Source organism: Streptococcus mitis (assembly GCF_003942765.1).
GTDB classification, from domain to species: Bacteria; Bacillota; Bacilli; order Lactobacillales; family Streptococcaceae; genus Streptococcus; species Streptococcus mitis_BE.
This window is the reverse complement of sequence record NZ_RJNW01000004.1, coordinates 75,346-101,108: the sequence shown is the minus strand read 5'-3', so window position 1 is coordinate 101,108 and position 25,763 is coordinate 75,346. Positions and strand designations below refer to the sequence as shown.

Genomic DNA, 25,763 nt, shown 5'->3' with positions numbered 1-25,763 from the left:
TAAAAAATATTTTTGATGATGATACATCTGAAGATGTTGAAGAAGTTGAAAAATCATATTCTTCATATACAAAGGAAGATTTTCTTAATGATGTATTTATGTCGGAAGAAGAGTATGAAAGATTGAGGTCTGTTCTTGTTTTTAAAAAGAATATTATCTTACAAGGGGCCCCGGGTGTAGGTAAAACATATACTGCAAAACGCTTAGCTTATTCTCTTATAGGAGAAAAAATGTTGATAGAGTTAAGATGGTTCAATTTCATCAAAGCTATTCATATGAAGATTTTATCATGGGGTTTAGACCTTCTGATATTGGGTTTGAATTAAGAAAAGGTACATTTTATAATTTCTGTAAACGAGCAGAGCTAGATGCTGTTAATGATTATTTCTTTATTATTGATGAAATTAATCGTGGAAATTTAAGTAAGATATTTGGCGAACTATTTATGCTGCTTGAGAATGATAAAAGAGGGGCATCTTTACCACTCGTTTATTCGGATGAAAAGTTCTCTATTCCAGATAATCTTTATATCATTGGTATGATGAATACAGCAGACAGAAGTTTAGCTATGTTAGATTATGCTTTGAGAAGACGGTTTGCATTTTTCGAATTAAAACCAGGGTTTGAAACTGATGGGTTTAAAAACTATCAATTAACTATAAATAATAGTAAGTTAAATAACCTAATTACCTGTATTAAAAATCTAAATTATGCTATTGTTTCAGATGAGACTTTGGGAGAAGGATTCTGTATTGGTCATAGTTATCTTTGTAACTTGAAATCTGAGAGTGTAGATGAACAAGTAATTTCTAACATCGTTGAGTATGAACTTGTACCTTTACTAAAAGAATATTGGTTTGATGAACCAAATCTGATAATAGAATGGAGCGAAAAGTTAAGGAGCGCAATTAAGTGATACCAATAAAGAATGTCTATTATATGCTAGCTTATGCGTTCAGCGTCCTAAAAGGTCAAGGATATAAGAAACTTTCTACAGAAGAATTCCAAAATACTGCGGATCTCATGAGTGCTATTCTAGTTAAGGCCATTGTAATTCAACTTAAGAGAGGATTAGAGAAAAAGTATATCTCGAAAACCGAAGAACTTTCAACGTTGAGAGGAAAAATTGAGATAGGTGAATCATTAAAGAGTCAAAGTTCATTTAGAAAAAGGATAGTTTGCACATATGAGGAGTTTTCAGTAGACAATACAATGAATCGTATTATAAAGTCTACTTTACATCTTTTATTGAAATCAGATATTCCCAAAAAACGGAAAAAAGATTTACGGAAAATATTGGTATTTTTCAATGAAATTGATATTATTGATTTAAATAAAGTAAATTGGAAGTTTCAATATAATAGAAATAATCAATCCTATAGAATGATTATTTCTATTTGTTATCTGGTTATAAAGGGATTGTTGCAAACGACATTAGACGGTCAGATGAAGCTAATGGATTTTCTTAATGAACAGCAAATGAATCGTCTATATGAAAAGTTCATTCTCGAATACTATAAAAAACACTACCCCCAACTAAAAGCCAATGCTTCCCAGATACCGTGGGTCCTAGATGATGGAATTGGCGACATGTTGCCGATAATGCAAAGTGACATTCAACTTCAAAAAGAGAACAATGTTTTGATTATTGATGCTAAATACTATTCAAGTACTACACAAGCACATTTCGATAAGAACACTATCCATTCTAATAATCTGTATCAGATATTTACATATGTGAAAAATCGCCAGTATCAATTTGGAGATAATAAATGTATAGTATCAGGTATGTTGTTGTATGCAAAAACTAATGAGAAAATTCAGCTTGATAATATTTATTAGTTTCATAGAAATCAGATTAGTGTTCGTACGTTGGATTTGAATTTACCGTTTAAAGAAATAGAAGAGCAATTGGATCTAATAACATTTTCCCATTTTGGTTTGGGGAACTGACGAAGTTATAGTAAAAGATAGCTATACGTTTTTCTTTAAAGGATACTCCGGTATAAAATGTGTTGTTCATTTTTTAAGAGAAATAAATACAAAAATAAAAGGTGTTACTTTTTATATTTTTCTCCCAAAGTGCATATAGAATATAAGTAAAGATACAATATTAAATATAATTAGAGGATAAGAGGCATGGAATTTAAGCTAAATGAATTTAGAGATTCTTCTTTAAAATTACTAAAAGACACTATGGATAAAACTGTTGATTTAAGTCAACAGGGGGTTGAATTCATTAAAGATAATCATCGTAAAATATTATTTGGAGCAGCAGCAATATTAGTTTTGTTAGCAGCGGCCTTAAATGAAGATGATGATTCAGATGAATCGTTTGGTGATAGTTATAGTAATGGTAGAGACTATGATTATGATTATGATGAAGACTATGAGTATAGTTCTGATCAGTCAGACTATCAAGATATTATAAATGACTACGAAGAAACATTAGTGGTTTCTGACAATATTAAAAATAATAAACACAATTATCCAAAAGAAAGAAAGTCACCCAATTGTCATATGTATCATCGAGATGGTAAAGGATACATACGGGGAGGAACGGATGAAGAAAAAAAACTATTCAGAGAATTGAACAATCTAACCGGACAATACATTTGTACAGAATGTGGAATTGATTTTGATGAAGAGGATATTGATTGGAGTTTTAGTAATGAAGAAAGTGGATTCTATTACTGTAACTTTTGTAGTCATTCATTAGAACAGGCCGGTATTGATGCAATGGACCCTGATGGATTTGGGTATGATGAGTATGGAAACTGGGTTCAAGAACGATTAGGTTTTTAAATGCCGTTTAAAGTACTTCAATAATGGATTGTTTTAACCGAATCCTTATTCTTAATGGATAAAAAATCTTAAATATAATCATAAAAAAAGGTAAAAATATGGTTCTAATACCTTATATTGTGGCGAATAGAAATTCGTTGCTAGTGAAAGGGAATAGAAACGAAGTGTTTGCAAAAAGTCTTAGTATCGCATGCAAATATGGCAGGGTGATAGGTAGTGATTCATTATGTGGCACTATTCGTCTAAAAACAAAACTAAATGTACGTTATCTACGTTTTCCTAAAGTCATAAAAATATTAATTGTTGCTATTGACGATGAAGATATGATAATGATAAAGTTTGGCGATAAATTTGATCTTGAAATTTTAGATGTTATGAAAAATTTTTCAAAAGAATTTTCAAGAAAATAGAAACATGAAAGCAGCGACAAGAGGAAATTAATAACTATACTGGGATTTCTTCAATATAATCTAGTTAATGTTTATTTTTTGAAACTTTCTATATATTACTATTCCAATAGTTGCTGTTATAAAGCCATTTTATAGTTATATAAAAATAGAACTTCAAAACCAGGCTTGAAACAAGCTTGTAAAGCATCACAATTTAGTAAACGTTAATTCGATAGAATTACTATACATACAAAGAACACCTTTCGGGGTGTTCTTTTTTCGATTTTCTTACTAAATTGAGGGATATATAGTAGTATTTTTTAGTAATACTTGATATTTTGGTATAATATGATTATTAAATAGTCTGAATATATAGTAACAAGGAGGAAGTAATGGCTGATTTTTTTGCTGGGAAAATTGTTTATCTTGATGAGCAAGCTGTTTTTGATTTTTTAGAATTACATCAAAATGGGATACAATCTGATATCATAAAACGTGTGTCCGAAAATATGGTTGAGGTAGATGCCGAGGGAAAGGTTGGTATGAATTTCTTTACTCGATTTAAAATAGGACTCTCTGGAAATGCTTCATATCAACGAAGCGGTGTAGTAGAATCACAGATTACCTCTACATTGCTAAGTAACTTTAAAAAGTTTGCGACCAATAAAAAAGGTTCTTCAAAAGTGGAACGTTTAGATAATGTTAAACTTTTTATTGAAAAAGACTCCCCCGCTTTTTACCGTAACATCACTCCTGTTCTCGATATGATTAGTGATATTACTAAAATGAATAGTATTACAGATGATGATAAAAATAATTTTAAAGGTATTGAAATAAAGAATATTGAACGAACTTTGGACCGACTTTCTGGATATTATGAAATTAAGGGAATTAGTTCCGAGAGTAATGAAAGTGTTTTCAGATTCAATATATCGGGTCTACGTAATAATTATACGTTGAGTGACTTAACCAAGATGGATGTCAAACTTTATGGAATTAAGGTTGGAGAAGTAGATTCAATTGATTTAAGTTTTAATACAATGATAGATAGATTATCAAACCAGAGACAGTCACAACTAGGAGCTGATTTTGATGAAGAACAAAATAATGAGAAAATACCGATATATGATGTTCTAGTGGCAGGTGTGTAATGGTAAGATTTAATATTTTTTTTGAGCCAGTTCAAAAGTTTAATGAAAGGGTCGCAAAATTAGATAACTATGTTTCATTTAATGAGGTTATTATAAATTGGACTAAAGATTCTACTATTATTGATATAATAAAACCTCTAATAGATAAAAAGAATTGTATTTTTAGAATGGATACCTACTCGCTTTCTGGGAGCCTAGTTTTTGAAAATATTGATTTATTAATCAAAATTTTTAATGATACAGGAACTGAAGAAATATATCTTCATAATCCCCCTAAAAAATTCTTTAATTCATTAAAGCAACAAGTTAAATCAGAATTTTTAAATATTGAACAAAGTACTTTTGCAAAAATTAGTGAGGAGCAACTTAAAAGGATTTCTGAAGATTTAAATGAAAAAATAGTTGGTCAAGAAAAAGCTAAGAAAAGTTTATTAAGGAAATTGGTTACTCAGTTGGTGCGTACGAATGCGAAACCACTAGTATTAATGTTTTATGGTGAACCAGGAATAGGAAAAACTGAAACAGCAAAACAACTATCATTTACACTGTATGGAAATAACAATATTATTAGAGAACAAATGTCGATGGTTGGTGGTGAATCAAGTGTAAAATATTTTAAATCAACAAACCATAGCGAGGACTCATTTTCTAAAACATTACTAAACAGAGAATCTAATGTTATTTTGCTTGATGAGTTCGCTTTAGCTCCTGCATTTTTTCATAGCACCTTCTTTCAAATGTTTGATGAAGGCATTTATGAAGACCAAAATTATAAAGTAGATTTAAGTAACTCAATTATTATTTGCACTTCTAATTTTAAAAGTCGTTTAGAAATGGAAAAAAATATTGATATAGCATTATTGAGCCGAATTGATGGTTTTGTTAAATTTTCTCCACTATCTATTGATGAGAAAAAGCAAATTTTAAAATTGACGTATTCAAAAATTATTAGCTCTGAATATATAGATGAAAGGTATCAGGAATATCTAGATGAGGACAAGATATTAGCTTGTATTGAATCGCATCTAAACACCCTCCCTAATGTTAGAGCAATAAGGAAGTACGTTGAAGATGTTGTTGCGGATGAATTATTGGAGGTCATAATAAATGGTAAATCAAACTGATTAGGATAATAATTTTAGAGAACGATAAAGATTATGGAGTGGAGAATTTAAAATGAAAAAATTGAAAAAACTAACTTCTTATAAAACGATTTGGTTTTGGTTAACTATATGTTTATTGGTTTACATATTAATCCAATCTAAAGTGACAGTTGTTAAAATGTTTATTGATATCGTTTCTTATGTTTATCAGCAAGTCATAAGTGAACCGATTGCATTTTTGGCATTTCTTATCAGTATTATTACTGTATATATAGAAAGAATTAATGTTTTAAAAACAGATAGAAGAGCTAAATTATCCATCTCATATAAAAAAGAGGAGATGTCAGAAGTAAAAGCTGTATTCAACGGTGAGGCAAAGGAGATTGAGGTACCTAAGCTAAGAATATATGAAAATTCAGGAACCATAAAGTCTACTTACATATTCACACCTTATATTAAAAATAATGATGTAAAAAATGATAATGATACAATAGATGATAACTATTTTTCATTTAATGCAGTTCATATCCATCTTAATGAAAATAGTAATTTTTTCAATCCAGCCAGGCTACATTATAATAATTGTATTGCTCCCAGTTCGTTCATTTCGAATAATCCAAATGAAAATCAATCTCATTTTATTTTTTGTTTATTCGAAGGTGTAGATGGTTCTTATAAATTATTATTGCTTGTTTATTTAAAAAATGAAAATGGAAACTATGATCTTCAAGTTATTGATAGGGTAGACGCATTAAATAAAGGAGCGGTGTATTTGCAACATTACTATAATCAGTTTAAAAAGTGTGAAAAATATCTTTCTGAAAATAATATCATCATCTCTTGAGTTAAATAAATAGACTTTTACAGTGAATATTAATCAAAAATGCCTCACTAATTAAGTGAAGCATTTTTGATTATATAGAAGATACTGCATAGTCTATTTTTAGCCTTATTGAAATGATTTCAGGTCATTTTAGTTTAATTTTGGGAATCAAGAAAGGCTTTAAATCAATATTTCTGACGTTAACAAGTCAAAAAAATCTTGGAACAAGTTTTGCATGTTCATCATAATATTTTATAGATTCCTTTCATACCAAGGGTTTAGCCCCTGTTTCTTAAATTTTACTGCCCACTTCTGCCCAGAAATGAGTAGTGTAAAAATCTTAACTATTATACCATGTTTAGTTTGAATGACAAAGTGAGGTAGTGTAAAATAAGTTGTGTAAACACCAAAAGGAATAAATCCGTTATAGTAGAGTTGCGAAACATTACTAGAAAAAGATTTATTTCTATGACTCAGTTTTCGCATAACTACTTAACTTCCTAGTCCAAAAGCAAGATATTGATAATAACAGAAGGAGAAACTTTCTCTTTTTTAGTTCAACTTATCCAATTTTTTTATTAAATATTGTAATAGAAGGTCAAAAGATGTTGGTATCATGCTACACTAAAATAAATTAAAACAAAACCTTGTCAAACCAGGCTTGAAAAAAGCTCGTAAAGCATCACAATTTAGTAAACGTTAAAACTTATTTACACTTATTGAAAGCATCTCGTATCAAAAATACGGGGTACTTTTTCTGTTCACCCCAAATTTTTGTAACTAGGTCATACTTGAAACGGACCTAACCTATTCCCCTATTTCACTTAAACTTATTCATATTTTATGAAATTAATCAGTAGATATAGTTCTGAAAAGCCTTGATATTTCGCTCTTTTTAGTTCAAGTGAAAACAATACTTTCCAAACCAAGTCTTAAGAAAGCTCGTAAAGCATCACAATTTAGTAAACGTTAATTCGAAAGAATTACTATACTTACAAAGAGCACCTTTAGGGGTGTTCTTTTTGTACTTTCTTACTAAATTGGGGCAATTGACACAGTTGTTGCGACTTTAGTCGCTTGCAAATGTGGCTGCAACATGACGAAGTCAGTTGCCTCAAAACGTTAATCGAACCGATTATATCAACGTTTACAGACATTCAAGAATTTTCTCTTGGATGTTTTTTTTGTCTAAAAATCAAGAGTTTCCCTGAAAATTTCCACCATTGATTTTTACAGCAGAAACATGAAATATTTTTAATACATATTTTTAAAAATGCTCGATCTTATTTTTAGTATAAAAATTATAATATCTTTTGCTGAATATTTACTAAAGTGATAGTCAAAATACAAAACTACTCTCAAAAANTGAGACTTTTAATCTCACTTTTTGAGAGTAGTTTGTTGATATAAAAGTAAAATTTATTTGATAGAGGAGAGCATATTAATTTCAAAGTATACTTTACCTTATTTCTCTATATAATTACAAACATTATTAATCTGTTCGTGAATTTCTGTACCAAATTTTTTTTCAAAAAATGCACTTCCGATTGTAAATGCCCAAGGATTTGTATCAATTACTTCATTCAACCGTTCATAACAATCAATACTTCCGGCCAAACAGACGGGAGCTTGTATGGCTTGAGTAAAAGCATTATTTAGCTCCAAGGGGTCACCAGTATAACGGTAACCTAGTAAGTCAAAGCCATAGACCCCTTTTTTTAAGTATTCTTTCGCCTGAGAAATCATATTTTCTATAGTACCTTCCAAAATAGATGGACGCTCTTTAATTTCTCCTACGAATGGCATGTACTTTATGTTATTCTCTTTACAAAACTCGTTGATTGAATCAAAGTAGACAGTCCCCATTAAAACATCGCATCCGCACTCTTTTGCAATTCGTGCACCTTGAAGACCATTCTCTTCATCGTATTCCACAACTTCAAGAAAAGTAGTTTTACCGTAAGACTTCATTTCTGAAAATAAAGACTTCATTTCCGAAATTGGAAGTGGTTTTTCTTTAAATCCCCAAAATTCGGCTTTGGTGTTCTTACATGATTCGAAGATTTCTCGTGCATTTTCAATTGTGTGATCATTATGCGTCAGCATAACAATTAATTTAGGTGAGTTCATAAAAGTTCCTTTTGATGTTAATTCTAAGTTATTTTTCTTAAAAATAAAAGTACTTAGGTTACTGTCTAATCATTTCTTTAGGAATGAGTTTCGGATCGTACATGACTTTTGAATGATTTTTCAAAATAAGCTCTTTTTCCAAAGTTTGTTCAGTTATTCTATCAAGTTTTTCACGATAAATCATGGAGTTGCGATAGTAATAATTGCCTTCTTTTTTGAAATGATGATTTTCTTCAACTATCTGATAAGTGAACGGAAATTGTGATTCACTTCTTAACTCGCCGAAGAGAATCTCATTTTCAGTCCATGTTCTCAATTGAATAAGTTGGTCAGTATTATTTTTAAAACGATAGTCCTGATGATTATACTGTACAGAAGTTCCATTTGCAAATGGTTTCCTAGTACCTTTATCAGGGTCTAATGCATCAGAGTGAGAATGAAATTCTGTAATTTCCATAGGACTATGAACAATTAAAAGATGAAGCAAGTTAGCTAAATTACATAGCCCGCCGCCAATATCAGGTTCTACTTTACCATTAACAATAACTCGCCCTTCCTGGTATCCTTTTTTCTTAGTTGTATTACCAACTAAACTCCAAAAAGAAAATTCTTCTCCTGGATGAATGATAATGTTATTTAGATTTTTACTAGCAATCTGTATGTTAGTAGCTTTTCCTTTTTGAAGAGTAATATCAATGCCAGGACCACGTTTTATCAGTTGGGTAGAATATGATGAAACTAAGTTAGGTAATATCTTTTCTTGACGAATTTTAGAGAATTTTTTTCCTTGTTTAAAGTTCTGGATATGTCGTTTTAGATTTTCTTTTTTTAAAGAGATTTTATATGTTGTAGGACTAATTTCACAAAATAATAGATCCTTATTCCAAAAAACCATGTTGTTTCTCCTTTTTGATCACATCTAAATTTTTATTTTTTTGTCTCAAAAATGGGTAAGTATGAAGTATTAATTTTTCAACCCATCGTTTTTTACCAATTCCGCCTTCTTTAGGATCATATAAAAAATCAACTAAGATAGTGGAGATATTTGCACGACTAGCTCCGAGCACATCTGTAAAAAGTTGATCTCCAATCATAACTGTTTCAAATGGTTTTAGCTGCATCATGTCAAGAGCTTTTTTAAAGTTCTTAGGATTTGGTTTGTCAGAAAGAGGAATAAAAGGCACAGATAAGTGTTGATTAAATTCTGATATTCTTTCTTCGTCGTTGTTTGACAAAAGAAAAATTTGAAAACCAATGGCTTTGAGATTTTGAAATAGTTCAATAACTTGTTCTGTAGCGGGGGCGCCATGCATCACAAGAGTTTGATCGATATCAAAAATTAATCCTTTAAAACCAAGTTGATATAATCTTTGATAGGGGATATCAAAAACAGTTTTTGCTCGTGCTGCTGGCATGAATGGAAACATATTGTGTAAAGCCTTTCATTGAATATATAACAATAATTCTAGCACATATATAGAACAAGGTCAATACCACTATTAAGTGTGTAGCAGAAATAGATATTCCTAGTAGACATTTGTTCACTTTTTTTATATAATAAAACTAAACCATATTGGTTGAGTTTTAAAAATATGGATTCAAGCATCGATTAGTCTTTCTAAGGGAGATAATGTCCATTAAAGTATCATAATAGGAGGTGAAGTATGTATCAGCCAGAAAAATTAAAGGCTCGGAGGAAAGAGTTAAAACTGACACAGAAGGAAATTGCAGAGAAACTTGGGATTAGTTTTCAGGCTTACTCGGCTTGGGAACGTGGAGTCAAGGAACCATCTAAGGAGAAGGTGTTTCAGCTAGAGAATATTTTAAAAGTACCAAAAGGATATTTTACTCAGATCGAGATTGTCCGTCTCTACCATAGCCTCTCCAAGCAAGGGCAGGAGAAGGTTGTTCTCTATGCTCGCAACCTGGCTCAAGAAGAACAGGCTCAGAAAGTGGCTCCCATGCCAGAGCGCCTCTACGAGTACCGTGTTTATGAACGCATGTCAGCAGGGATTGGGGCTTCAGTCTACGATGATCAGAATTTTGATACGGTTTACTTTAATGAGGAGTTGGCTCATGATTTTGCGTCATGGGTGTCTGGGGACTCCATGGAACCTAAATATCAAAATGGTTCAGTAGCTCTGATTCGAGAGACAGGATTTGACTATGATGGGGCTGTTTATGCAGTGGTTTGCAACAACCAGACCTATATCAAACGAGTCTATAGGGAGGAAGATGGCCTGCGTCTGGTCTCTATCAATCCTAAATACAAGGATATTTTCATCTCCTATGAAGAAGATCCTCGGATTGTTGGGATTATTGTTGGGAACTTTGTGCCAATGGAGGGCTAGCCTATGGGCTATTTTGATTATTCCAGAGAGCCCAAAAGTGACATTGCCTTTGTCGATATGAAATCCTTTTATGCTAGTGTTGAGTGCGTGAAAAGGGGATTACATCCGCTGAAGACCTCACTTTGTGTAATGAGTCGCGCGGATAATTCAACTGGTCTTATCCTAGCCTCCTCTCCCCTGTTTAAGAAGATTTTTGGCAAGTCAAATGTTGGTCGGGCCTATGATCTGCCCTTTGATATCAAGACCCGCAAATTTTCCTATTACAATGCTCGAAAGCAAGGGCTACCTACCGACTCAGACTATGTTCGTTACATCGAAGATTGGGCTCAAGTGACCTTGATTGTGCCACCTAGGATGGATGAGTACATCGCAGTTAATATGGAAATCCAGCGAATCTTTCAAAACTATGGCAGTCCAGATGATATTTATCCTTACTCTATCGATGAGGGCTTTATTGACCTGACTAGTTCGCTCAACTATTTCATCCCAGATAAGAGTCTCTCTCGCAAAGACAAGCTGGATATGCTTTCTGCTCGTATTCAGAGAGATATTTGGAGGCAGACAGGGATTTACTCTACAGTGGGTATGTCCAATGCCAATCCCTTACTGGCCAAGTTGGCTCTGGATAATGAGGCCAAGCACACTCCGACCATGAGGGCCAACTGGTCTTACCAGGATGTGGAAGAGAAGGTCTGGTCCATTCCCAAGATGACCGACTTTTGGGGAATTGGCAGGCGGATGGAGAAACGCTTGCATGCTCTGGGGATTTTTTCTATCAAGGAATTGGCAACCAGCAATCCAGACCAGTTAAAGAAAGCTCTGGGTCAGGCTGGTCTGCGTTTGTGGTTTCATGCTAACGGGATTGATGAGAGCAATGTTCATAAGCCCTATAAAGCTAAATCCAAGGGCTTGGGGAATTCTCAAATCTTGCCGAGAGACTACGTGAAGCTACGTGATATTGAAATTATTCTCCGGGAAATGGCGGAGCAGGTGGCTATTAGATTGAGAAGGTCTGGCAAGAAAACAACCCTTGTCTCTATCTATGTCGGTTTCTCTAAACAGGAGGTTAGGCCGTCCATTCACACACAAATGAAGGTCGAACCGACCAATAATACAGTTGTCTTAACGAATTATGTTTTGAAGCTATTTCATGACAAATACACTTCTGGAGCGGTCAGAAGTGTTGGAATCAACTATTCAGGATTTGTGGATGAGTCCTTTGGTTTGATATCTCTTTTTGATGATGTTGACAAGTTAGAAAAAGAAGAAAGACTCCAGACGGCCATTGACTCCATTCGGGAACAATTTGGTTTCACTTCCCTTTTAAGAGCCAATGCACTGGAAGAAGCCTCTAGGAGTCTTGCTAGAAGCAAGCTGATTGGGGGACATTCTGCTGGAGGATTAGATGGATTAAAATGATTGATCGTTCTTATTTACCCTTTCAATCCGCGCGAGATTATCAAGATCCAGGGATGCAGAAGTGGATGGGATTTTACCTTTCAGAACACACCAGTTCGCTCAGTGAAGAAAAAAGCCGGGTTGATTTTTCGACGGATTTGACTCCAGATGAGAAGTTACACTTGCTTTCTCAGCTTTATGTTGGCCAACTTAGGGGAAATTTTGTGCTAAAGGAAAAGAAGCAGAAAACCACTATCATCGGTGTGGTGAGAGAGTTATGGCCTCAGACTCTATCTATTAGGACAAGCGAGGGATATAGGTTGATAGAGGTTGCAGATATCCTCGAAATTCGGCTGTGGGAGGAGGGAGTTTATGACTAGAAAAGAGCTGTATGAAAACAAACTGCAGATGGATTACTTTTCAGATAACTATATTCGTTTTGAAGAGGATTTTCAAAAATACTCTGCCATGAACGTACCCTTGACTTTCTTGATTGATGACATCCTACGAACCATGGCGATGAATCAGAAAAACTACTTTGTTTTAAACAAGGAAAATGCCAAGGATGGGCGGGAGCATAGCTTTTATTTTAGGGTGGTAACGGAAAAAGCGTGTCCCAGAAATAGGACCTATGTATATGCTGGGGTTAAAAATAGTGGCCAGTAGATTTGGTAGGAGATGAACTCGTTTTTTGGTGTACCCCATTGCAGCTATCTGAAGAGGACTTGCAGAAGCTTATTATGGTCTTTCTGACGAGATTAGACAAGAAGCCCTATCTTTTTAAGATAATCGTTTACTTGAAATTGTTGTTGAATTTGAAAATACTTATCCCAAGTAATCATTCTGTTTTATAGATACTAAGACATCCATAGAAATTTATGGATGCTTTTTAATTTGTAGATAGAAAAAGAGAAGACCGGCTGGTCTTCTCTTGGGGGAACTAGAATCATTGAAAAGAATTAAGTAAAGATTTTAATTAGTCTTTGAAATTCTTTTGGAAGATGAGTAGAGACAATACTGAAGTAATAGCAGCCAAGAATAAGAAGGCATTTGCTTCTTGCTCTCCAGTTTCTGGGAGTTGTTTTTCCTTGTCTTGTTTAGCTGTAGTAGCAACAGGTGCTTTTTCATCTTTTCTTGGTGAATCTTCTGTTACAACTGCAGGAGCTGTTTTTTCAGTTTCTCTAGGTAGAACATACTCAGGGAGAGTCACAACTGGTGGCGCCTCTGTTCCTATAGAACTTTGTTTAGTTCCAACCTCAATTACTCTATCTAGAGCTGGAGTTGATTCAGTTTGAACTATCTTACGATTGCTACCATCTACTTCGACATACTCGATTATAGCACCATCTTTCCCTTCTGCTAGAACTTTCTCTTTTCCTTTATCTAAGTTTGGATTTTCATGACGGATAGTCTTGAATGGTACTGCCTTCTTGACAATATCCAAACTTGGAAGTTTAAAGACAAGGTCCTTAACTCCTTCTTCAGGACTTGAAGAAGTAATTGGTTTTTCAGGTTCTTTTGGTAGAAGGTACTCAGGAAGAGTCACAACTGGTGGAGTATCTGTTCCTACAGAACTTTGTTTAGTCCCAACTTCAATCACTCGGTCTAGAGCTGGAGTTGATTCGGTTTGAACTACCTTACGATTGCTGCCATCTACTTCGATATACTCGATTATAGCACCATCTTTCCCTTCTGATAGAACTTGTTCTTTCCCTTTGTCTAATTGTGGATTTTCGCGACGGATAGTCTTGAATGGTACTGCCTTCTTAACAATATCCAGACTTGGAAGTTGGAAGGTAAGCTCTTTAACTCCTTCTTCAGGACTTGAAGAAGTAATTGGTTTTTCAGGTTGTTTCGGTTCAACCGGTTGTTCTGGTTGACTAGGTTGCAATTGTTTGATTTGTTCAAGAGCGTTATTGAGAGCTTTGTTGACGTCTTCTTGAGTCTTAGCCTCTTGAATAGCTGCGATTGCTTTGTCAGTAATTTCAACTAATTTTTTCTTAGCATCGTTGTTAGCACCAAGTTCAGCTACTTTTTTCTCGATAGCTTCAGTCAGGCTAGCCATAGCCTTATCATAATTGATTTCAGGCTGTTCCGGTTGTTTTGGTTCAACTGGTTTTTCTGGTTGGCTAGGTTGCAATTGCTTGATTTGTTCAAGAGCGTTATTGAGGGCTTTATTGACATCTTCTTGAGTCTTCGCTTCTTGGATAGCTGCGATTGCTTTATCAGTAATTTCAACTAATTTCTTCTTAGCATCGTTGTTAGTACCAAGCTCAGCCACTTTTTTCTCGATAGCTTCAGTCAGGCTAGTCATAGCCTTATCATAATTGATTTCAGGCTGTTCAGGCTGTTTTGGTTCAACTGGTTGTTCTGGCTGGCTAGGTTGCAATTGCTTGATTTGTTTAAGAGCGTTATTGAGGGCTTTATTGACATCTTCTTGAGTCTTCGCTTCTTGGATAGCTGCGATTGCTTTATCAGTAATTTCAACTAATTTTTTCTTAGCATCGTTGTTAGTACCAAGTGCAGCCACTTTTTTCTCGATAGCTTCAGTCAGGCTAGCCATAGCCTTATCATAATTGATTTCAGGCTGTTCAGGTTGTTTAGGTTCAACCGGTTGTTCTGGACTTGTTTCGTCTCCAGGTTTTTGGTAATTTTCGTCTTTGCTAAGAATATCTTGCAAAGCAGTGACTGTTGACATCACATCTTGTACATTTACCGTATCAGAACTTAATTGTGCAGTGAGTTTATCAAGATTAGACTTAAATGCTTGACGTGCAGTTGCTGTATTTTTCAAACCACTTGGATCAAAGTTAGATAAGTCGTCTTTCCATTTAGAGAGAGATTGAAGGATTTGTGTTTTGCTGTAGAGTTCACTTCCTTCACCACGAGTGATGAATTGATCCACCTGGATACCGATGTTTCGAGACAAATCGTTTCGATCAGGATCTAGTTGAAGGGTGACTGCGTGCAAGTTTTCATCAAGACCTTTTAGGCTAACCAGAGTTTGATTGCCTTGGCGTTGAGTAGCGTGACCGCTAAAGTATTTCTTGCCCTCAATAGTCGACGCATTTCCCATGCCATCTTGGTAAGGAACTTCTTTACCATCTAGGAAGACTTTGTAGATACCATGATTTGGATCAACATAGCCCTTGATATCAAGTCCAGTACCGTAGAAGTAGGCTGTGACAGTTGTCTTTTTCTTTTGTTCATCAGTTAAGCGACCAAAGGAAGCCCAAGACTCCGTTTTTTGGTACTTATCTGCTGAATTGGTTTCATGGTGCCATCCAGGACTGTAATCCAACTGACTAGCTTGGTCATCATAACTTGTTTGATCCTTGATCAGCAATTCAGCTTTCATCACTTGGATGGTTGCATCGGTAGCAAAACCGAGTAAAGCACCATCAGAAACAGAAGTGAGCTTGGCTTTGAAGTCAAAGATAGAGTCGGCTTGTTCTGTAAAGTCAATCGTTGGGATGGTAACAGTCTTTTCTGTTTCTCCATCTTCAAAAGTCACATCTTGAGTTGTATCTTGGTAAACTTTACCGTGAACCCCAGTTCCAGGTTCTGTGATGAAGCGAACAGTAGCAGTTCCCTTGCTTCCACCAACACGTTTAATTTTAACAGTGACTGGTTTTCCTTTTTCGACTTCGTAAGAAGTTGCTTCAAGCTCAAACATACCTTTGCTGTTATTGTTTAGAGTGTAGATTCCTTCTGTAGCAATTGGTTCACCTGTTTTATTAACAAGGGTAATGGTATGTTGGCCAGGTGCTAAATCGTCTGTTTCATATACTTTTTGGCTGCGTTTACGGCTAGTGTTCTTAGTTTGCACATCCGCAACTTTTTGGCCATCAACGTAGACGGACATTTCTCCATGACCTGGGTCAACTGTAGAGACGACATAGGCCTTGGTTCCTGTGAAAGTATAGCTTACTTTGGCATCTTTTTGATTGGTCCACATAGAAGTGCCACGAACACCTTCAGATTCATTGTACCAAGTTGTACCGGCTGTATCCGCTGTTGTATTTGAGTGGTATTCAAGTCCAAGAGGGTAGCCGTCTGTCTTTTCGATACTACTTGGTGTCTTGTAGACTGAGAAGTTGGTTAAGATTGGAGTTGCTTGAGCTCCGGTGATGGTTACACGGATTTTTTGTGCCTCTACAGGCTTGCCTTGAATCAAGCGACGGTAACCAACAGTTGAACCTTCTCCGTAAGTCACCCAGCGACCGTTGATTTCGACTTCAATCTTGAAACCAGAGATACGCTGACCTTTGGCGATGTCTTCCTTGAGTTCGACAACGTCAAAGCGTCTCTTTTGTCCCAAATCGACTGTGAAGCTACCTGTTGTGGCATCATTTGAAAGAGCCCAGCTAGTATCATCTTTACCGTCTGTAAGGTGGCTTTCTTTGTAGAGATGGTTCTGACGAGTCGAGCTTGCTGTTACAGTCGCTCCTTTGGCAAAGTCAGTCGCATACATTTGGTCTAGGGTTGATTTGAATTCCTTCAAGCGAGCCACGTCAGCATCTGCGAATTTTCCTTCTTTGTTTGGTGGAATGTTGAGAAGAAGTGGCGTTCCACGACCAACAGACTTGAAGTAGATATCCATCAATTCTTTGAGGGATTTTGGTTGCTGGTTATCGTGGTAGAACCAGCCAGAGCGGATGGAAACATCTGCTTCCCCTACAGAGTACATATCTCCGTCAGGGTCACCGTGGTTAAGGTATTCGTTCTTAACATTTTCGGTGATGTTTGCTTTCTTGACCTTGTGCCATACAGGGTCTCCGGCGATACCACGCTCATTTCCAATCCAACGGATACTTGTTGGTTGAGCAGAGAAGATAGCGATATCTCCTTCAGCTTCCTTGATGTATTTGAACCATTCATCAAAAGTGTAGGTTACTTTTTGGGCACCACTACCGCGTGCTCCATCCATCCAGACTTCGATAAATTTACCCTTATTACCGTATTTTGGATTACCAAGGATTTCTTTCAGCTGGTTGAGGTAGTATTCGTTGTATTCTTTTTGAGTAGCTACCTTATATTTAGGGCTATTAACATCCCATGGCGATAGGTAAACACCCATGTTCATATCGTATTTAGTAGCCGATTTAGAGATTTCTTCTAAAAGGTCACCCTTTCCATCTTTCCATGGGCTTGCAGCAACGGTATGATTTGTATATTTAGATGGGTAAATAACGAAACCGTCGTGGTGTTTGACAACCATAATAGTGCGTTTAAAGCCAGTTTCCTTTAGAGTACGGATCCATTGGTCTGTATCTAAGTTAGTTGGATTGAAGTTTTTAGGATCTTCATTTCCGTGTCCCCACTCAGAATTAGTGTAAGTATTCATACCATAGTGGATGAAGGCAGCTAATTCTTCCTTGTGATAATCAAGTTGAGCCTTGCTTGGAAGCGGACCGTGATTTCCGATTTCTGTTTCCTTATCTTCTGGATGAGCAGCAGGTAAAACATTTGAAGTAGGATTAGAGCTATCAGAGATTTTTTCGTATTCAAAGATGACATCATTCACACCCTTGTGCTGGATGCTGGCTTCTAAGCGTGGAGTGATTGCGCGGTAGCCTGCGATTTCTTTTGCTTCAAAAGTGTTTACAAAGGAAACATCGTATTCTTTTCCGTCGTTATTATCAGTAGCTACATCTGCTAATTCTTGCTCTGAGCCTTTCAAACGATAATGAATGGCAAATGAACCTTTATTCACTTTATAAACCACCTTGATGACCCGTGTTCCTGGAGCTGTTTTGCTAACGACCTTGTAAGTCCACTCATCTTTGAGTTGCTTGTTGATTTCGACACCATCAATAGAGACAATCTGGTATTTCTCTTGATTTTTCGTATAGAAGTCAGTTTTAGAGATTTCTTTTTTGAAGTCATAGTCAAAAGCTGTTCCGACTTCAGTTTTTTCAACGAAAGTATCATCCGTTTTGATTGGATTACCAGTTTCGTCTACGTGTTGTACCACTACACGTCCGTAATCGATTCCTTTAATGAGTGTTGCAACACCGTTTTCATCGAAAGAATATTGATTTTCGCCAATAACAGCAGTTTTATTTCTGAACATTTCTCCTTCAGGAGTAAAGTAATATCGTTTCCCATTATCACCTTGGTACCAACCTTTGACACCATATTTAGCGATAATATCTTTTACCCATTTGACTTGTTCAGGTGAGAGGACGATTCCACCGCCGAAACGGTCTTTGTCAGGGATGCCGTTTTCGATTGTGCCGTGTTGGTGAACACCGACTACTTTACCATCACCGTTGATAATACCAGCACCTGAAAGTCCTGAAACAGAAGTCATATGATAGGTGATGCCTTTTGAGCCTTTATCATCATACTTATCAACAGATTTCACAACACCATCAACCTTGTAAAGTTGACCTGCGACAATTGGTTTTTTGAGCTCTGGTGAGCTTGAATCGGTCGGATATCCGATCGTGCTCACAGGATCTCCTGGTTGATAGGTTTTGTTTTCTGCCAAGGGAACAAAGGTAGCAGCTTTATTTGGACTAGCGATTGGAAGAGGAACAGGTGCTACAACAGCAGCCAAGTCATTTTGATATCCTTTTCCAAATTCTTTCTTGTTCCAAAAATGAATATCTTCTTCTTTGAAAAGAGTAGTATTACCCGTTACAGGTTGAGAATTGCGAACAGCAGAATTAGAACCGAGGTTATAGTAAAACTTAGCAGAATCTCCACCTCGAATATGTCCTTCTTTTGTATCACGGTTTGGTTCTAAAAAGTTGTGGGCAACAGTCAAGATGATATTTGGTGCCACAAAAATACCAGAACCAGAAACGATATAGCGTTGGGAACCACCATTGTAAATAGTGTAAATCATACTGGCAGCAGTAGCAGGTTGCCCTTCATAAGGAACGTGTTTCAAATCTAGACCACCGTTGATGATCGCACGATTACCATTTTCAGCTTCTTTTGGAAGATTTTCCTTGTTTTTTAGAATACTTTCTGTCTCAACTTTTGGGCTCTCCTTCTTGTCTACGATTGCTGAAGTATCTATGTTTTTCACGGGCGTATCAGGATAAGCTTGATCGTGGATTTCTTCAGGAAGCAAGTCAGTCGTTTTAGTATCTGCTACAGTTTTCTCCTCTACTGGTTTAGCAGTTTTTTCTGCTTTCTCTGCTTTCTCTGACTCTTGAGGTGTAGAAATTACAGGACTTTCATTTTTGACTTCTGGTTTGGTTTTTTCAGCTTCGGCCAATTTTTCTACGTTTGGTTGAGAACTTGTAGTTTCAACTTTTGCTTCGTCAGCTAGTGCTGTTCCAGATGCAAAAAAAGCGAGTCCGACCATAACCGAAGCAACTCCAACGGTTAATTTTCTGATGCTAAAAGTTTGCCCTTTTTCAAAAAGGTATCGATTCATAATGTACTCCTAGTTTGAATAAAGACAGTCAGCTACTGTCTGAGCCCAAGTATGACTTGGAAACGATTTTTTTTAGCGATAGTTAGATTTTGTGCAATAGTTTGAGACTAACCCCTCCCTCTATTTAAGCGCTTTCATTTTGAGGTGAAAAAATTTAAATTGCCATCTTAATCTTTAAAATGACCTAAAATCCTTAATATAACAAATATACTAAATTATTCCGAGAAATGCAATAGAGAAATGTAAGAAAATCCATCTAATTTAAAGAATTTCGTTTACTTTTTAAAGAAAATCCATCCTTATGTTTTTGGGAGTATAGAAGGATGGATTTTAATGAAGTTTAGAGTAGATTACGTATGGCCTCTTCAATTTGTTTTGGGTCTGTTTTGGAAGAAAAGCGCTCAGAGACTTGCCCATCTCGACCAATGAGAAACTTAGCGAAATTCCATTCGATTCGTTTTCCTAGTGGTCCAGATTTCTGGTCTTTCAACCAAACATAGAGAGGATTTGCTTCCTTACCGTTGACTTTGACCTTGGCAAAACGAGGAAAAGTAGTATGATAGTGTAGGCTACAGAAACTATTGATTTCCTCTGCGCTACCGGGGGCTTGTCCCATAAACTGATTACAAGGGAAGTCTAAAATCTCAAATTCCTGATTTTGATAGCGGTCATAGAGTTCTTGGAGACCTTGGTACTGGGGCGTTAAACCACATCCAGTAGCAGTGTTGACAACCAAGAGAATCTTACCACGATAGGTCTCTAGTGGAGTTTCTTGATGGTCTTGGTTCAAGACTGAAAAATCGTATAGTGAAGTCATTGCTTGCTTTTCTCCTTCTGGTTGGTATTTTTAGGAGTTTTCTCCTCCTGTAGTGATAGAAATCCGTAGGTCAGGGTTCCAAAAATGCTACCGATAATCAGGCCATACATCAGGAAAGGACCACTTTTATCGAATTGCATGAGCAACTTCATAAAATCTGAAAGGGACATCTGCTGAACGAAGACTTTATGAAAGATGAGTAAGGTAAAGAAGCCAATCTGAATACCGATAAACACAATCCAACTCCTAAATTTGATTTGGGCTTTGCTGTAGGTTTTGAGGATGATTTCTGATTTGTCATCCTTTTCAAGATGAAGCTCTTGGACGGCTTTTTGAGCTTTTATACTCATGAACAAAATGAGTCCAAAATAGATGTAGGGCATAACATTTCGAACAATTTCTATAAAGCTTCCGAACAAAATATAGAATAGGAAGAGAATGAAGGAAGAGTAAAAGATTTGGATCATGGAACGGGCGCAAGCCTTGTAGATAACCTCTTGACGGCATTCATCAAAAGGCCCTTGGATATGAAAGAAATTTCGAAGTAGGCGAGTTGTTAAGTCTTCTTTTTTCATGCTAGTAACCTCCTAAATGAGCGTCTTTACTGACTTTCTTTTACGAATTGATAGAGATAATAAAGATAAGTGATAGAAGAAAGGATAGCGATAGTGAACAGTATATAATATTTCCAATTGCTTGAAATGAGCGTCAGTTGTGGTAAGGATAGAATCATAAAGAATAGTGCTAAGTTGAGTATGCGCGTTTTTTGGGAGTCGATCTTTAGATAAGTCAATCCTTTGTTGAGGGCTGGAACAAAGACTGGAAGGAAGACTATATCGTAGATTGGCAAGTTCCCTGAAACGATGATGAAGATGAGCAGAGAAGCAAACAAAAGATGATAGGGATGATAGGTAAGTAAAGTTATTAGTGATTTCATAGGGCACCTCCTAATCCTCATCTTGATTTTTCTTAGCTTTAGCAATGCGACGGGAGATGAGGAACTGTATGCTTGCTCCGAAGAAGATAGAACCGAGAATGCTTGATACACCATTTCTTATAGTGAGGAGAGAATGAAAATAGTCCTGACCTTCACCTATGAGTATACTGAGAAGAGGAGTTATAAAAAACATCCATAGACCAAAGAACAAACCTGCTTTAAGACCTGGGTAGTATAGTTGCTTGCTTTCTTTCTCATTCAGCATATCTGGATCAATAGCTGTAATCCCTGTTTTTTTCATTTGGTAGGTGACATAGCCAGCAGCGATGAGGGCAATCACTAGAATCAGAGGAGGATAGATTAGAGCCACTTCTTGAGGGTATTTATAGGCCAGAAGGAGTGGAATAAGATTTCCGAAAATCATCAGATAAAAGAGGATGATAAAGACTTGGTTACCGATACGATCGGCCTCACGCCGTTTGTATTCGTCAAGGGGACCAGAAATACCGTATGTGCGTTTGATGAGTTTTTCAGTGAAGGTTTCTTTTTTCATGAGTTGGCTCCTTTTTTAAAAATCATCCTCCCAAAAGAGACTGTTTAGGTCAGTTTGGAGGCTGCGGGCGAGATTGAGACAGAGTTCCAGGGTTGGATTGTACTTGTCGTTTTCAATCATATTGATGGTCTGTCTCGAGACACCGATATCCTTGGCTAGCTCGAGCTGGGAAATGCCCAGTTCCTTGCGAAATTCTTTCACACGATTCATCTGGACTCCTTTCTGATTTGTGTCGCATATATTTGACTATATTATATTCTTCTATGAAATAGATGTCAAGCATATTTGACATATTTCTTAAAGAAATCTTACTTGTTTTTGGTCTATTTGTCTGACTAGTGCAAGCTAGTCAGATTTGTGGTAAAATAGATAAGATATGACAAAAGAATTTCATCATGTAACGGTCTTACTCCACGAAACGATTGATATGCTTGATGTGAAACCTGACGGTGTTTACGTTGATGCGACCTTGGGTGGAGCAGGCCATAGCGAATATTTATTAAGTAAATTAAGTGAAAAAGGCCATCTCTATGCCTTTGACCAGGACCAGAATGCCATTGACAATGCGCAAAAACGTTTGGCACCTTACATTGAAAAGGGGATGGTGACTTTTATAAAGGATAACTTCCGTCATTTACAGGCACGTTTGCGCGAAGCTGGTGTTCAGGAAATTGATGGAATTTGTTATGACTTGGGAGTGTCTAGTCCTCAATTGGACCAGCGTGAGCGTGGTTTTTCTTATAAAAAGGATGCGCCACTGGATATGCGGATGAATCAGGAAGCTAGTCTGACAGCTTATGAAGTGGTGAATCACTATGACTATCATGACTTGGTTCGTATTTTCTTCAAGTATGGTGAGGATAAGTTTTCTAAACAGATTGCGCGTAAGATTGAACAAGCACGTGAAGTCAAGCCAATCGAGACAACGACTGAGTTGGCAGAGATCATCAAGTCGGCTAAGCCTGCTAAGGAGCTCAAGAAGAAGGGCCATCCTGCCAAGCAGATTTTCCAAGCTATTCGGATTGAAGTCAATGATGAACTGGGAGCTGCAGATGAATCTATCCAGCAGGCTATGGATATGTTGGCTCTAGATGGTAGAATCTCAGTGATTACCTTCCATTCACTAGAAGACCGCTTGACCAAGCAATTGTTCAAGGAAGCTTCAACGGTTGAAGTTCCAAAAGGTTTGCCTTTCATCCCAGATGATCTCAAGCCTAAGATGGAATTGGTGTCCCGTAAGCCAATCTTGCCAAGTGCAGAAGAGTTAGAAGCCAATAACCGCTCGCACTCAGCTAAGTTGCGCGTGGCCAGAAAAATTCACAAGTAAGAGGAAAAAATGGTAGATAAGAAAGAAACAACCAGTCAATTCTTGCAGAATCGTATCAAAAAATTCTCACGTGTGGAGAAGGCTTTTTATCTTTCCATCGCATTTACAGCTCTCGTTTTAGCAGTGAGTATCATCTTTATGCAGACACGACTTTTGCAAGTGCAAAGTGATTTGACGAAAATCAATGCGCAGATAGAGGAGAAGAAAACAGAGCTGGACGATGCCAAGCAGGAAGTGAATGAATTGATTCGTTCAGAGCGTTTGAAAGAGATTGCAGATAAAAAAGATTTGAAATTGAATAATGAAAATATCCGAACAGCGGAGTAAGATATGAAATGGACAGAAAAAATAACCCGATTTGCGATCAAAAATCGTAAATCTCCAGCAAAAAACCGTAGGATAGTTGGTAAGTACCTCAGCTTTGTAGCGGTTGCCCTTTTTGGTCTCTTTTTGGCCAATTTTGCTTATATTATCGCGAAAGGTAATATATTTGGTACTGACTTAGTAAAAGAAGCTAAAAAGGTTCACCAAACAACCCGAACAGTTCCTGCCAAGCGTGGAACTATCTATGACCGAAATGGAGTGCCTATCGCAGAAGATGCGACCTCTTATAATGTCTATGCTGTTATTGACAAAAAATACAAGTCAGCAACGGGAAAAATTCTTTATGTAGAGGATTCGCAGTTTAATAAGGTAGCAGAAATTTTCCATAAGTATTTGGATATGGATGAGGCTTATGTGAAAGAGCAACTGGCTCAACCAAATCTGACCCAGGTTTCCTTTGGTGCAAAAGGAAATGGGATTACATATGCCAATATGATGGCTATTAAAAAAGATTTGAAAGATGCTAGTGTGGAAGGGATTGACTTTACAACTAGCCCTAACAGAAGCTATCCAAATGGACAATTTGCTTCTAGCTTTATTGGCTTAGCCCAACTTCATGAAAATGAGGATGGTAGTAAGAGTTTGTTAGGGACTTCTGGTTTGGAGAGTTCTTTAAATACCATTCTTGCTGGGACAGACGGTATTATTACCTATGAAAAAGACCGTGTAGGAAATATCGTACCAGGTACAGAACTGGTATCGCAACAAACTGTGGATGGCAAGGATGTTTATACAACATTGTCTAGTCCGCTACAATCTTTCATGGAAACTCAGATGGATGCCTTTCTAGAAAAAGTAAAAGGTAAGTATATGACCGCGACCTTGGTCAGTGCAAAGACCGGTGAAATCCTCGCTACCACCCAACGACCTACCTTTAATGCAGATACTAAAGAAGGAATCACTGAGGACTTTGTTTGGCGTGATATTCTTTATCAAAGTAACTATGAACCAGGATCAGCCATGAAGGTTATGACGTTAGCTTCTTCTATTGATAATAATACCTTCCCAAGTGGAGAATACTTCAATAGCAGTGAATTCAAAATAGCGGATGCGACGACTCGAGATTGGGATGTTAATGATGGTTTGACTACTGGTGGGATGATGACTTTCTTACAAGGTTTCGCTCACTCCAGTAATGTTGGAATGAGTCTACTTGAACAAAAAATGGGAGATGCTACTTGGTTGGATTATCTAAAACGCTTTAAATTTGGGGTTCCAACTCGCTTTGGCTTGACAGATGAATACGCTGGTCAACTTCCAGCTGATAATATTGTTAGTATTGCTCAAAGCTCATTTGGGCAAGGGATTTCAGTGACACAAACACAAATGCTTCGTGCCTTTACAGCTATTGCTAATGATGGAGTTATGCTGGAGCCAAAATTTATAAGTGCTATTTATGATACTAACAATCAGTCTGTACGAAAGTCTCAAAAAGAGATTGTAGGAAAACCTGTATCTGAAGATGCAGCAAGCTTGACTCGTACTAACATGATATTAGTTGGGACGGACCCTATATATGGAACAATGTATAATCACTACACAGGAAAGCCAATTATAACAGTTCCTGGACAAAATGTAGCAGTTAAATCCGGTACGGCTCAAATCGCTGATGAGAAAAATGGAGGATACTTGGTTGGTTCTACCAATTATATTTTCTCAGTTGTGACTATGAATCCTGCTGAAAATCCTGATTTTATCTTGTATGTAACGGTTCAACAGCCTGAGCATTATTCAGCTGTCCAGTTGGGAGAGTTTTCCAATCCAATCTTGGAGCGGGCTTCAGCGATGAAAGAATCTCTGAACCTTCAATCTCCAGCTAAGAATTTAGATCAAGTGACGACAGAATCTTCGTATGCAATGCCTAGCATCAAGGATATTTCACCTGGTGATTTGGCGGAAGCCTTACGTCGAAATATTGTGCAGCCAATCGTTGTTGGTACTGGAACAAAGATTAAAGAGACTTCTGTAGAAGAAGGAAAAAATCTTGCACCAAACCAACAAGTTCTCCTTTTATCGGATAAGGTAGAAGAAATTCCAGACATGTATGGCTGGACACAGGAAAATGTTCAAGCATTTGCCAAATGGTTGAATATTGAAATAGAGTGGGATGGTACAGGTAAAACGGTTCAAAAACAAAGTGTTCGTGCCAATACTGCCATCAAAGATATTAAAAATTTGAAAGTAACTTTAGGAGATTAA

Annotated in this window: 22 protein-coding genes and 1 pseudogene; 14 read left to right on the top strand and 9 right to left on the bottom strand. The window is 36.6% G+C overall.

The genetic code is table 11. The features are described 5' to 3' along the window. Window positions 1–14: 14 nt before the first annotated feature. From D8849_RS10660 to D8849_RS07035, 7 genes and pseudogenes are all read left to right on the top strand, one after another. Window positions 15–916, top strand: a pseudogene (locus D8849_RS10660) (AAA family ATPase); the annotation flags it as partial. After that, window positions 913–1,842 carry a 5-methylcytosine-specific restriction endonuclease system specificity protein McrC gene (gene mcrC / locus D8849_RS07060; protein WP_474104094.1) on the top strand — a complete coding sequence of 310 codons (930 nt, stop codon included), beginning with the start codon at window positions 913–915 and terminating at the stop codon, window positions 1,840–1,842. The pseudogene D8849_RS10660 and the gene mcrC, both read left to right, overlap by 4 nt. A gap of 297 nt (window positions 1,843–2,139) precedes the next feature. After that, window positions 2,140–2,805 (top strand): hypothetical protein, encoded by a 666-nt coding sequence (locus D8849_RS10655; RefSeq protein ID WP_260467577.1) that lies wholly within the window; start codon window positions 2,140–2,142, stop codon window positions 2,803–2,805. 98 nt (window positions 2,806–2,903) lie between these two features. After that, the gene (locus D8849_RS07050; RefSeq protein ID WP_185756221.1) at window positions 2,904–3,215 is read left to right on the top strand and encodes a hypothetical protein; all 312 of its coding nucleotides are present in this window, start codon (window positions 2,904–2,906) and stop codon (window positions 3,213–3,215) included. A gap of 371 nt (window positions 3,216–3,586) precedes the next feature. Then, window positions 3,587–4,345, top strand: a complete 759-nt coding sequence (locus D8849_RS07045; protein ID WP_106100271.1) for a DUF6414 family protein — start codon at window positions 3,587–3,589, stop codon at window positions 4,343–4,345. Continuing rightward, window positions 4,345–5,469 carry an AAA family ATPase gene (locus D8849_RS07040; RefSeq protein WP_125386612.1) on the top strand — a complete coding sequence of 375 codons (1,125 nt, stop codon included), beginning with the start codon at window positions 4,345–4,347 and terminating at the stop codon, window positions 5,467–5,469. The genes D8849_RS07045 and D8849_RS07040 overlap by 1 nt, the downstream gene beginning before the upstream one ends. Before the next feature lie 52 nt (window positions 5,470–5,521). Next, on the top strand, window positions 5,522–6,292 hold the full coding sequence (locus tag D8849_RS07035; protein WP_125386611.1) for a hypothetical protein: 771 nt from the start codon (window positions 5,522–5,524) through the stop codon (window positions 6,290–6,292). 1,443 nt (window positions 6,293–7,735) lie between these two features. On the opposite strand, the gene D8849_RS07015 is transcribed toward D8849_RS07035, so the two are convergent. From D8849_RS07015 to D8849_RS07005, 3 genes are read right to left on the bottom strand one after another with little or no spacing between them, the layout of a single operon-like run. After that, on the bottom strand, window positions 7,736–8,401 hold the full coding sequence (locus D8849_RS07015; RefSeq protein WP_049486648.1) for a hypothetical protein: 666 nt from the start codon (window positions 8,399–8,401) through the stop codon (window positions 7,736–7,738). Window positions 8,402–8,459: 58 nt separating this feature from the next. Further along, a complete protein-coding gene (locus D8849_RS07010; RefSeq protein WP_084861945.1) occupies window positions 8,460–9,296 on the bottom strand; it encodes a VanW family protein in 837 nt (278 codons plus the stop codon). Then, window positions 9,280–9,828 carry a YqeG family HAD IIIA-type phosphatase gene (locus tag D8849_RS07005; RefSeq protein ID WP_049509859.1) on the bottom strand — a complete coding sequence of 183 codons (549 nt, stop codon included), beginning with the start codon at window positions 9,826–9,828 and terminating at the stop codon, window positions 9,280–9,282. The genes D8849_RS07010 and D8849_RS07005 overlap by 17 nt, the downstream gene beginning before the upstream one ends. Before the next feature lie 237 nt (window positions 9,829–10,065). Here D8849_RS07005 and D8849_RS07000 point away from each other — a divergent pair, with 237 nt between their 5' ends. From D8849_RS07000 to D8849_RS06985, 4 genes are read left to right on the top strand one after another with little or no spacing between them, the layout of a single operon-like run. After that, a complete protein-coding gene (locus D8849_RS07000) occupies window positions 10,066–10,752 on the top strand; it encodes an XRE family transcriptional regulator (protein ID WP_084861943.1) in 687 nt (228 codons plus the stop codon). Window positions 10,753–10,755: 3 nt separating this feature from the next. Beyond that, a complete protein-coding gene (locus D8849_RS06995) occupies window positions 10,756–12,171 on the top strand; it encodes a Y-family DNA polymerase (RefSeq protein WP_125386610.1) in 1,416 nt (471 codons plus the stop codon). Continuing rightward, complete coding sequence (locus D8849_RS06990) at window positions 12,168–12,530, top strand: hypothetical protein (protein ID WP_115904606.1); 363 nt, start codon at window positions 12,168–12,170, stop codon at window positions 12,528–12,530. The genes D8849_RS06995 and D8849_RS06990 overlap by 4 nt, the downstream gene beginning before the upstream one ends. Continuing rightward, entirely contained in the window at window positions 12,523–12,816 is a 294-nt protein-coding gene (locus tag D8849_RS06985; protein ID WP_042750130.1) for a DUF5960 family protein, read from the top strand. The genes D8849_RS06990 and D8849_RS06985 overlap by 8 nt, the downstream gene beginning before the upstream one ends. A 310-nt stretch (window positions 12,817–13,126) precedes the next feature. Here the strand turns inward: D8849_RS06985 and D8849_RS06980 are convergent, their stop codons facing one another. The 6 genes from D8849_RS06980 to D8849_RS06955 all read right to left on the bottom strand — a co-directional run bounded on the left by D8849_RS06980 (window position 13,127) and on the right by D8849_RS06955 (window position 22,063). Further along, window positions 13,127–19,546, bottom strand: coding sequence for an alpha-L-fucosidase (locus D8849_RS06980; protein ID WP_125386609.1), 6,420 nt, complete (start codon window positions 19,544–19,546; stop codon window positions 13,127–13,129). 340 nt (window positions 19,547–19,886) lie between these two features. Continuing rightward, complete coding sequence (locus D8849_RS06975; RefSeq protein WP_042750133.1) at window positions 19,887–20,363, bottom strand: glutathione peroxidase; 477 nt, start codon at window positions 20,361–20,363, stop codon at window positions 19,887–19,889. Next, window positions 20,360–20,938 (bottom strand): DUF3278 domain-containing protein, encoded by a 579-nt coding sequence (locus D8849_RS06970; RefSeq protein WP_125386608.1) that lies wholly within the window; start codon window positions 20,936–20,938, stop codon window positions 20,360–20,362. Before D8849_RS06970 ends, D8849_RS06975 begins: the two co-directional genes overlap by 4 nt. A gap of 26 nt (window positions 20,939–20,964) precedes the next feature. Next, window positions 20,965–21,300, bottom strand: coding sequence for a hypothetical protein (locus tag D8849_RS06965; RefSeq protein ID WP_125386607.1), 336 nt, complete (start codon window positions 21,298–21,300; stop codon window positions 20,965–20,967). Between the two features lie 10 nt (window positions 21,301–21,310). Further along, a complete protein-coding gene (locus D8849_RS06960; RefSeq protein WP_004269900.1) occupies window positions 21,311–21,853 on the bottom strand; it encodes a DUF3278 domain-containing protein in 543 nt (180 codons plus the stop codon). 15 nt (window positions 21,854–21,868) lie between these two features. Then, the gene (locus D8849_RS06955) at window positions 21,869–22,063 is read right to left on the bottom strand and encodes a helix-turn-helix transcriptional regulator (protein WP_001082470.1); all 195 of its coding nucleotides are present in this window, start codon (window positions 22,061–22,063) and stop codon (window positions 21,869–21,871) included. Between the two features lie 166 nt (window positions 22,064–22,229). Here D8849_RS06955 and rsmH point away from each other — a divergent pair, with 166 nt between their 5' ends. The 3 genes from rsmH to pbp2x are packed head-to-tail and all read left to right on the top strand — an operon-like array spanning window position 22,230 to window position 25,763. After that, window positions 22,230–23,180 carry a 16S rRNA (cytosine(1402)-N(4))-methyltransferase RsmH gene (gene rsmH, locus D8849_RS06950; protein ID WP_000159432.1) on the top strand — a complete coding sequence of 317 codons (951 nt, stop codon included), beginning with the start codon at window positions 22,230–22,232 and terminating at the stop codon, window positions 23,178–23,180. Window positions 23,181–23,189: 9 nt separating this feature from the next. Continuing rightward, window positions 23,190–23,507 carry a cell division protein FtsL gene (gene ftsL, locus D8849_RS06945; protein ID WP_000227824.1) on the top strand — a complete coding sequence of 106 codons (318 nt, stop codon included), beginning with the start codon at window positions 23,190–23,192 and terminating at the stop codon, window positions 23,505–23,507. Between the two features lie 3 nt (window positions 23,508–23,510). After that, complete coding sequence (gene pbp2x, locus D8849_RS06940) at window positions 23,511–25,763, top strand: penicillin-binding protein PBP2X (RefSeq protein WP_125386606.1); 2,253 nt, start codon at window positions 23,511–23,513, stop codon at window positions 25,761–25,763.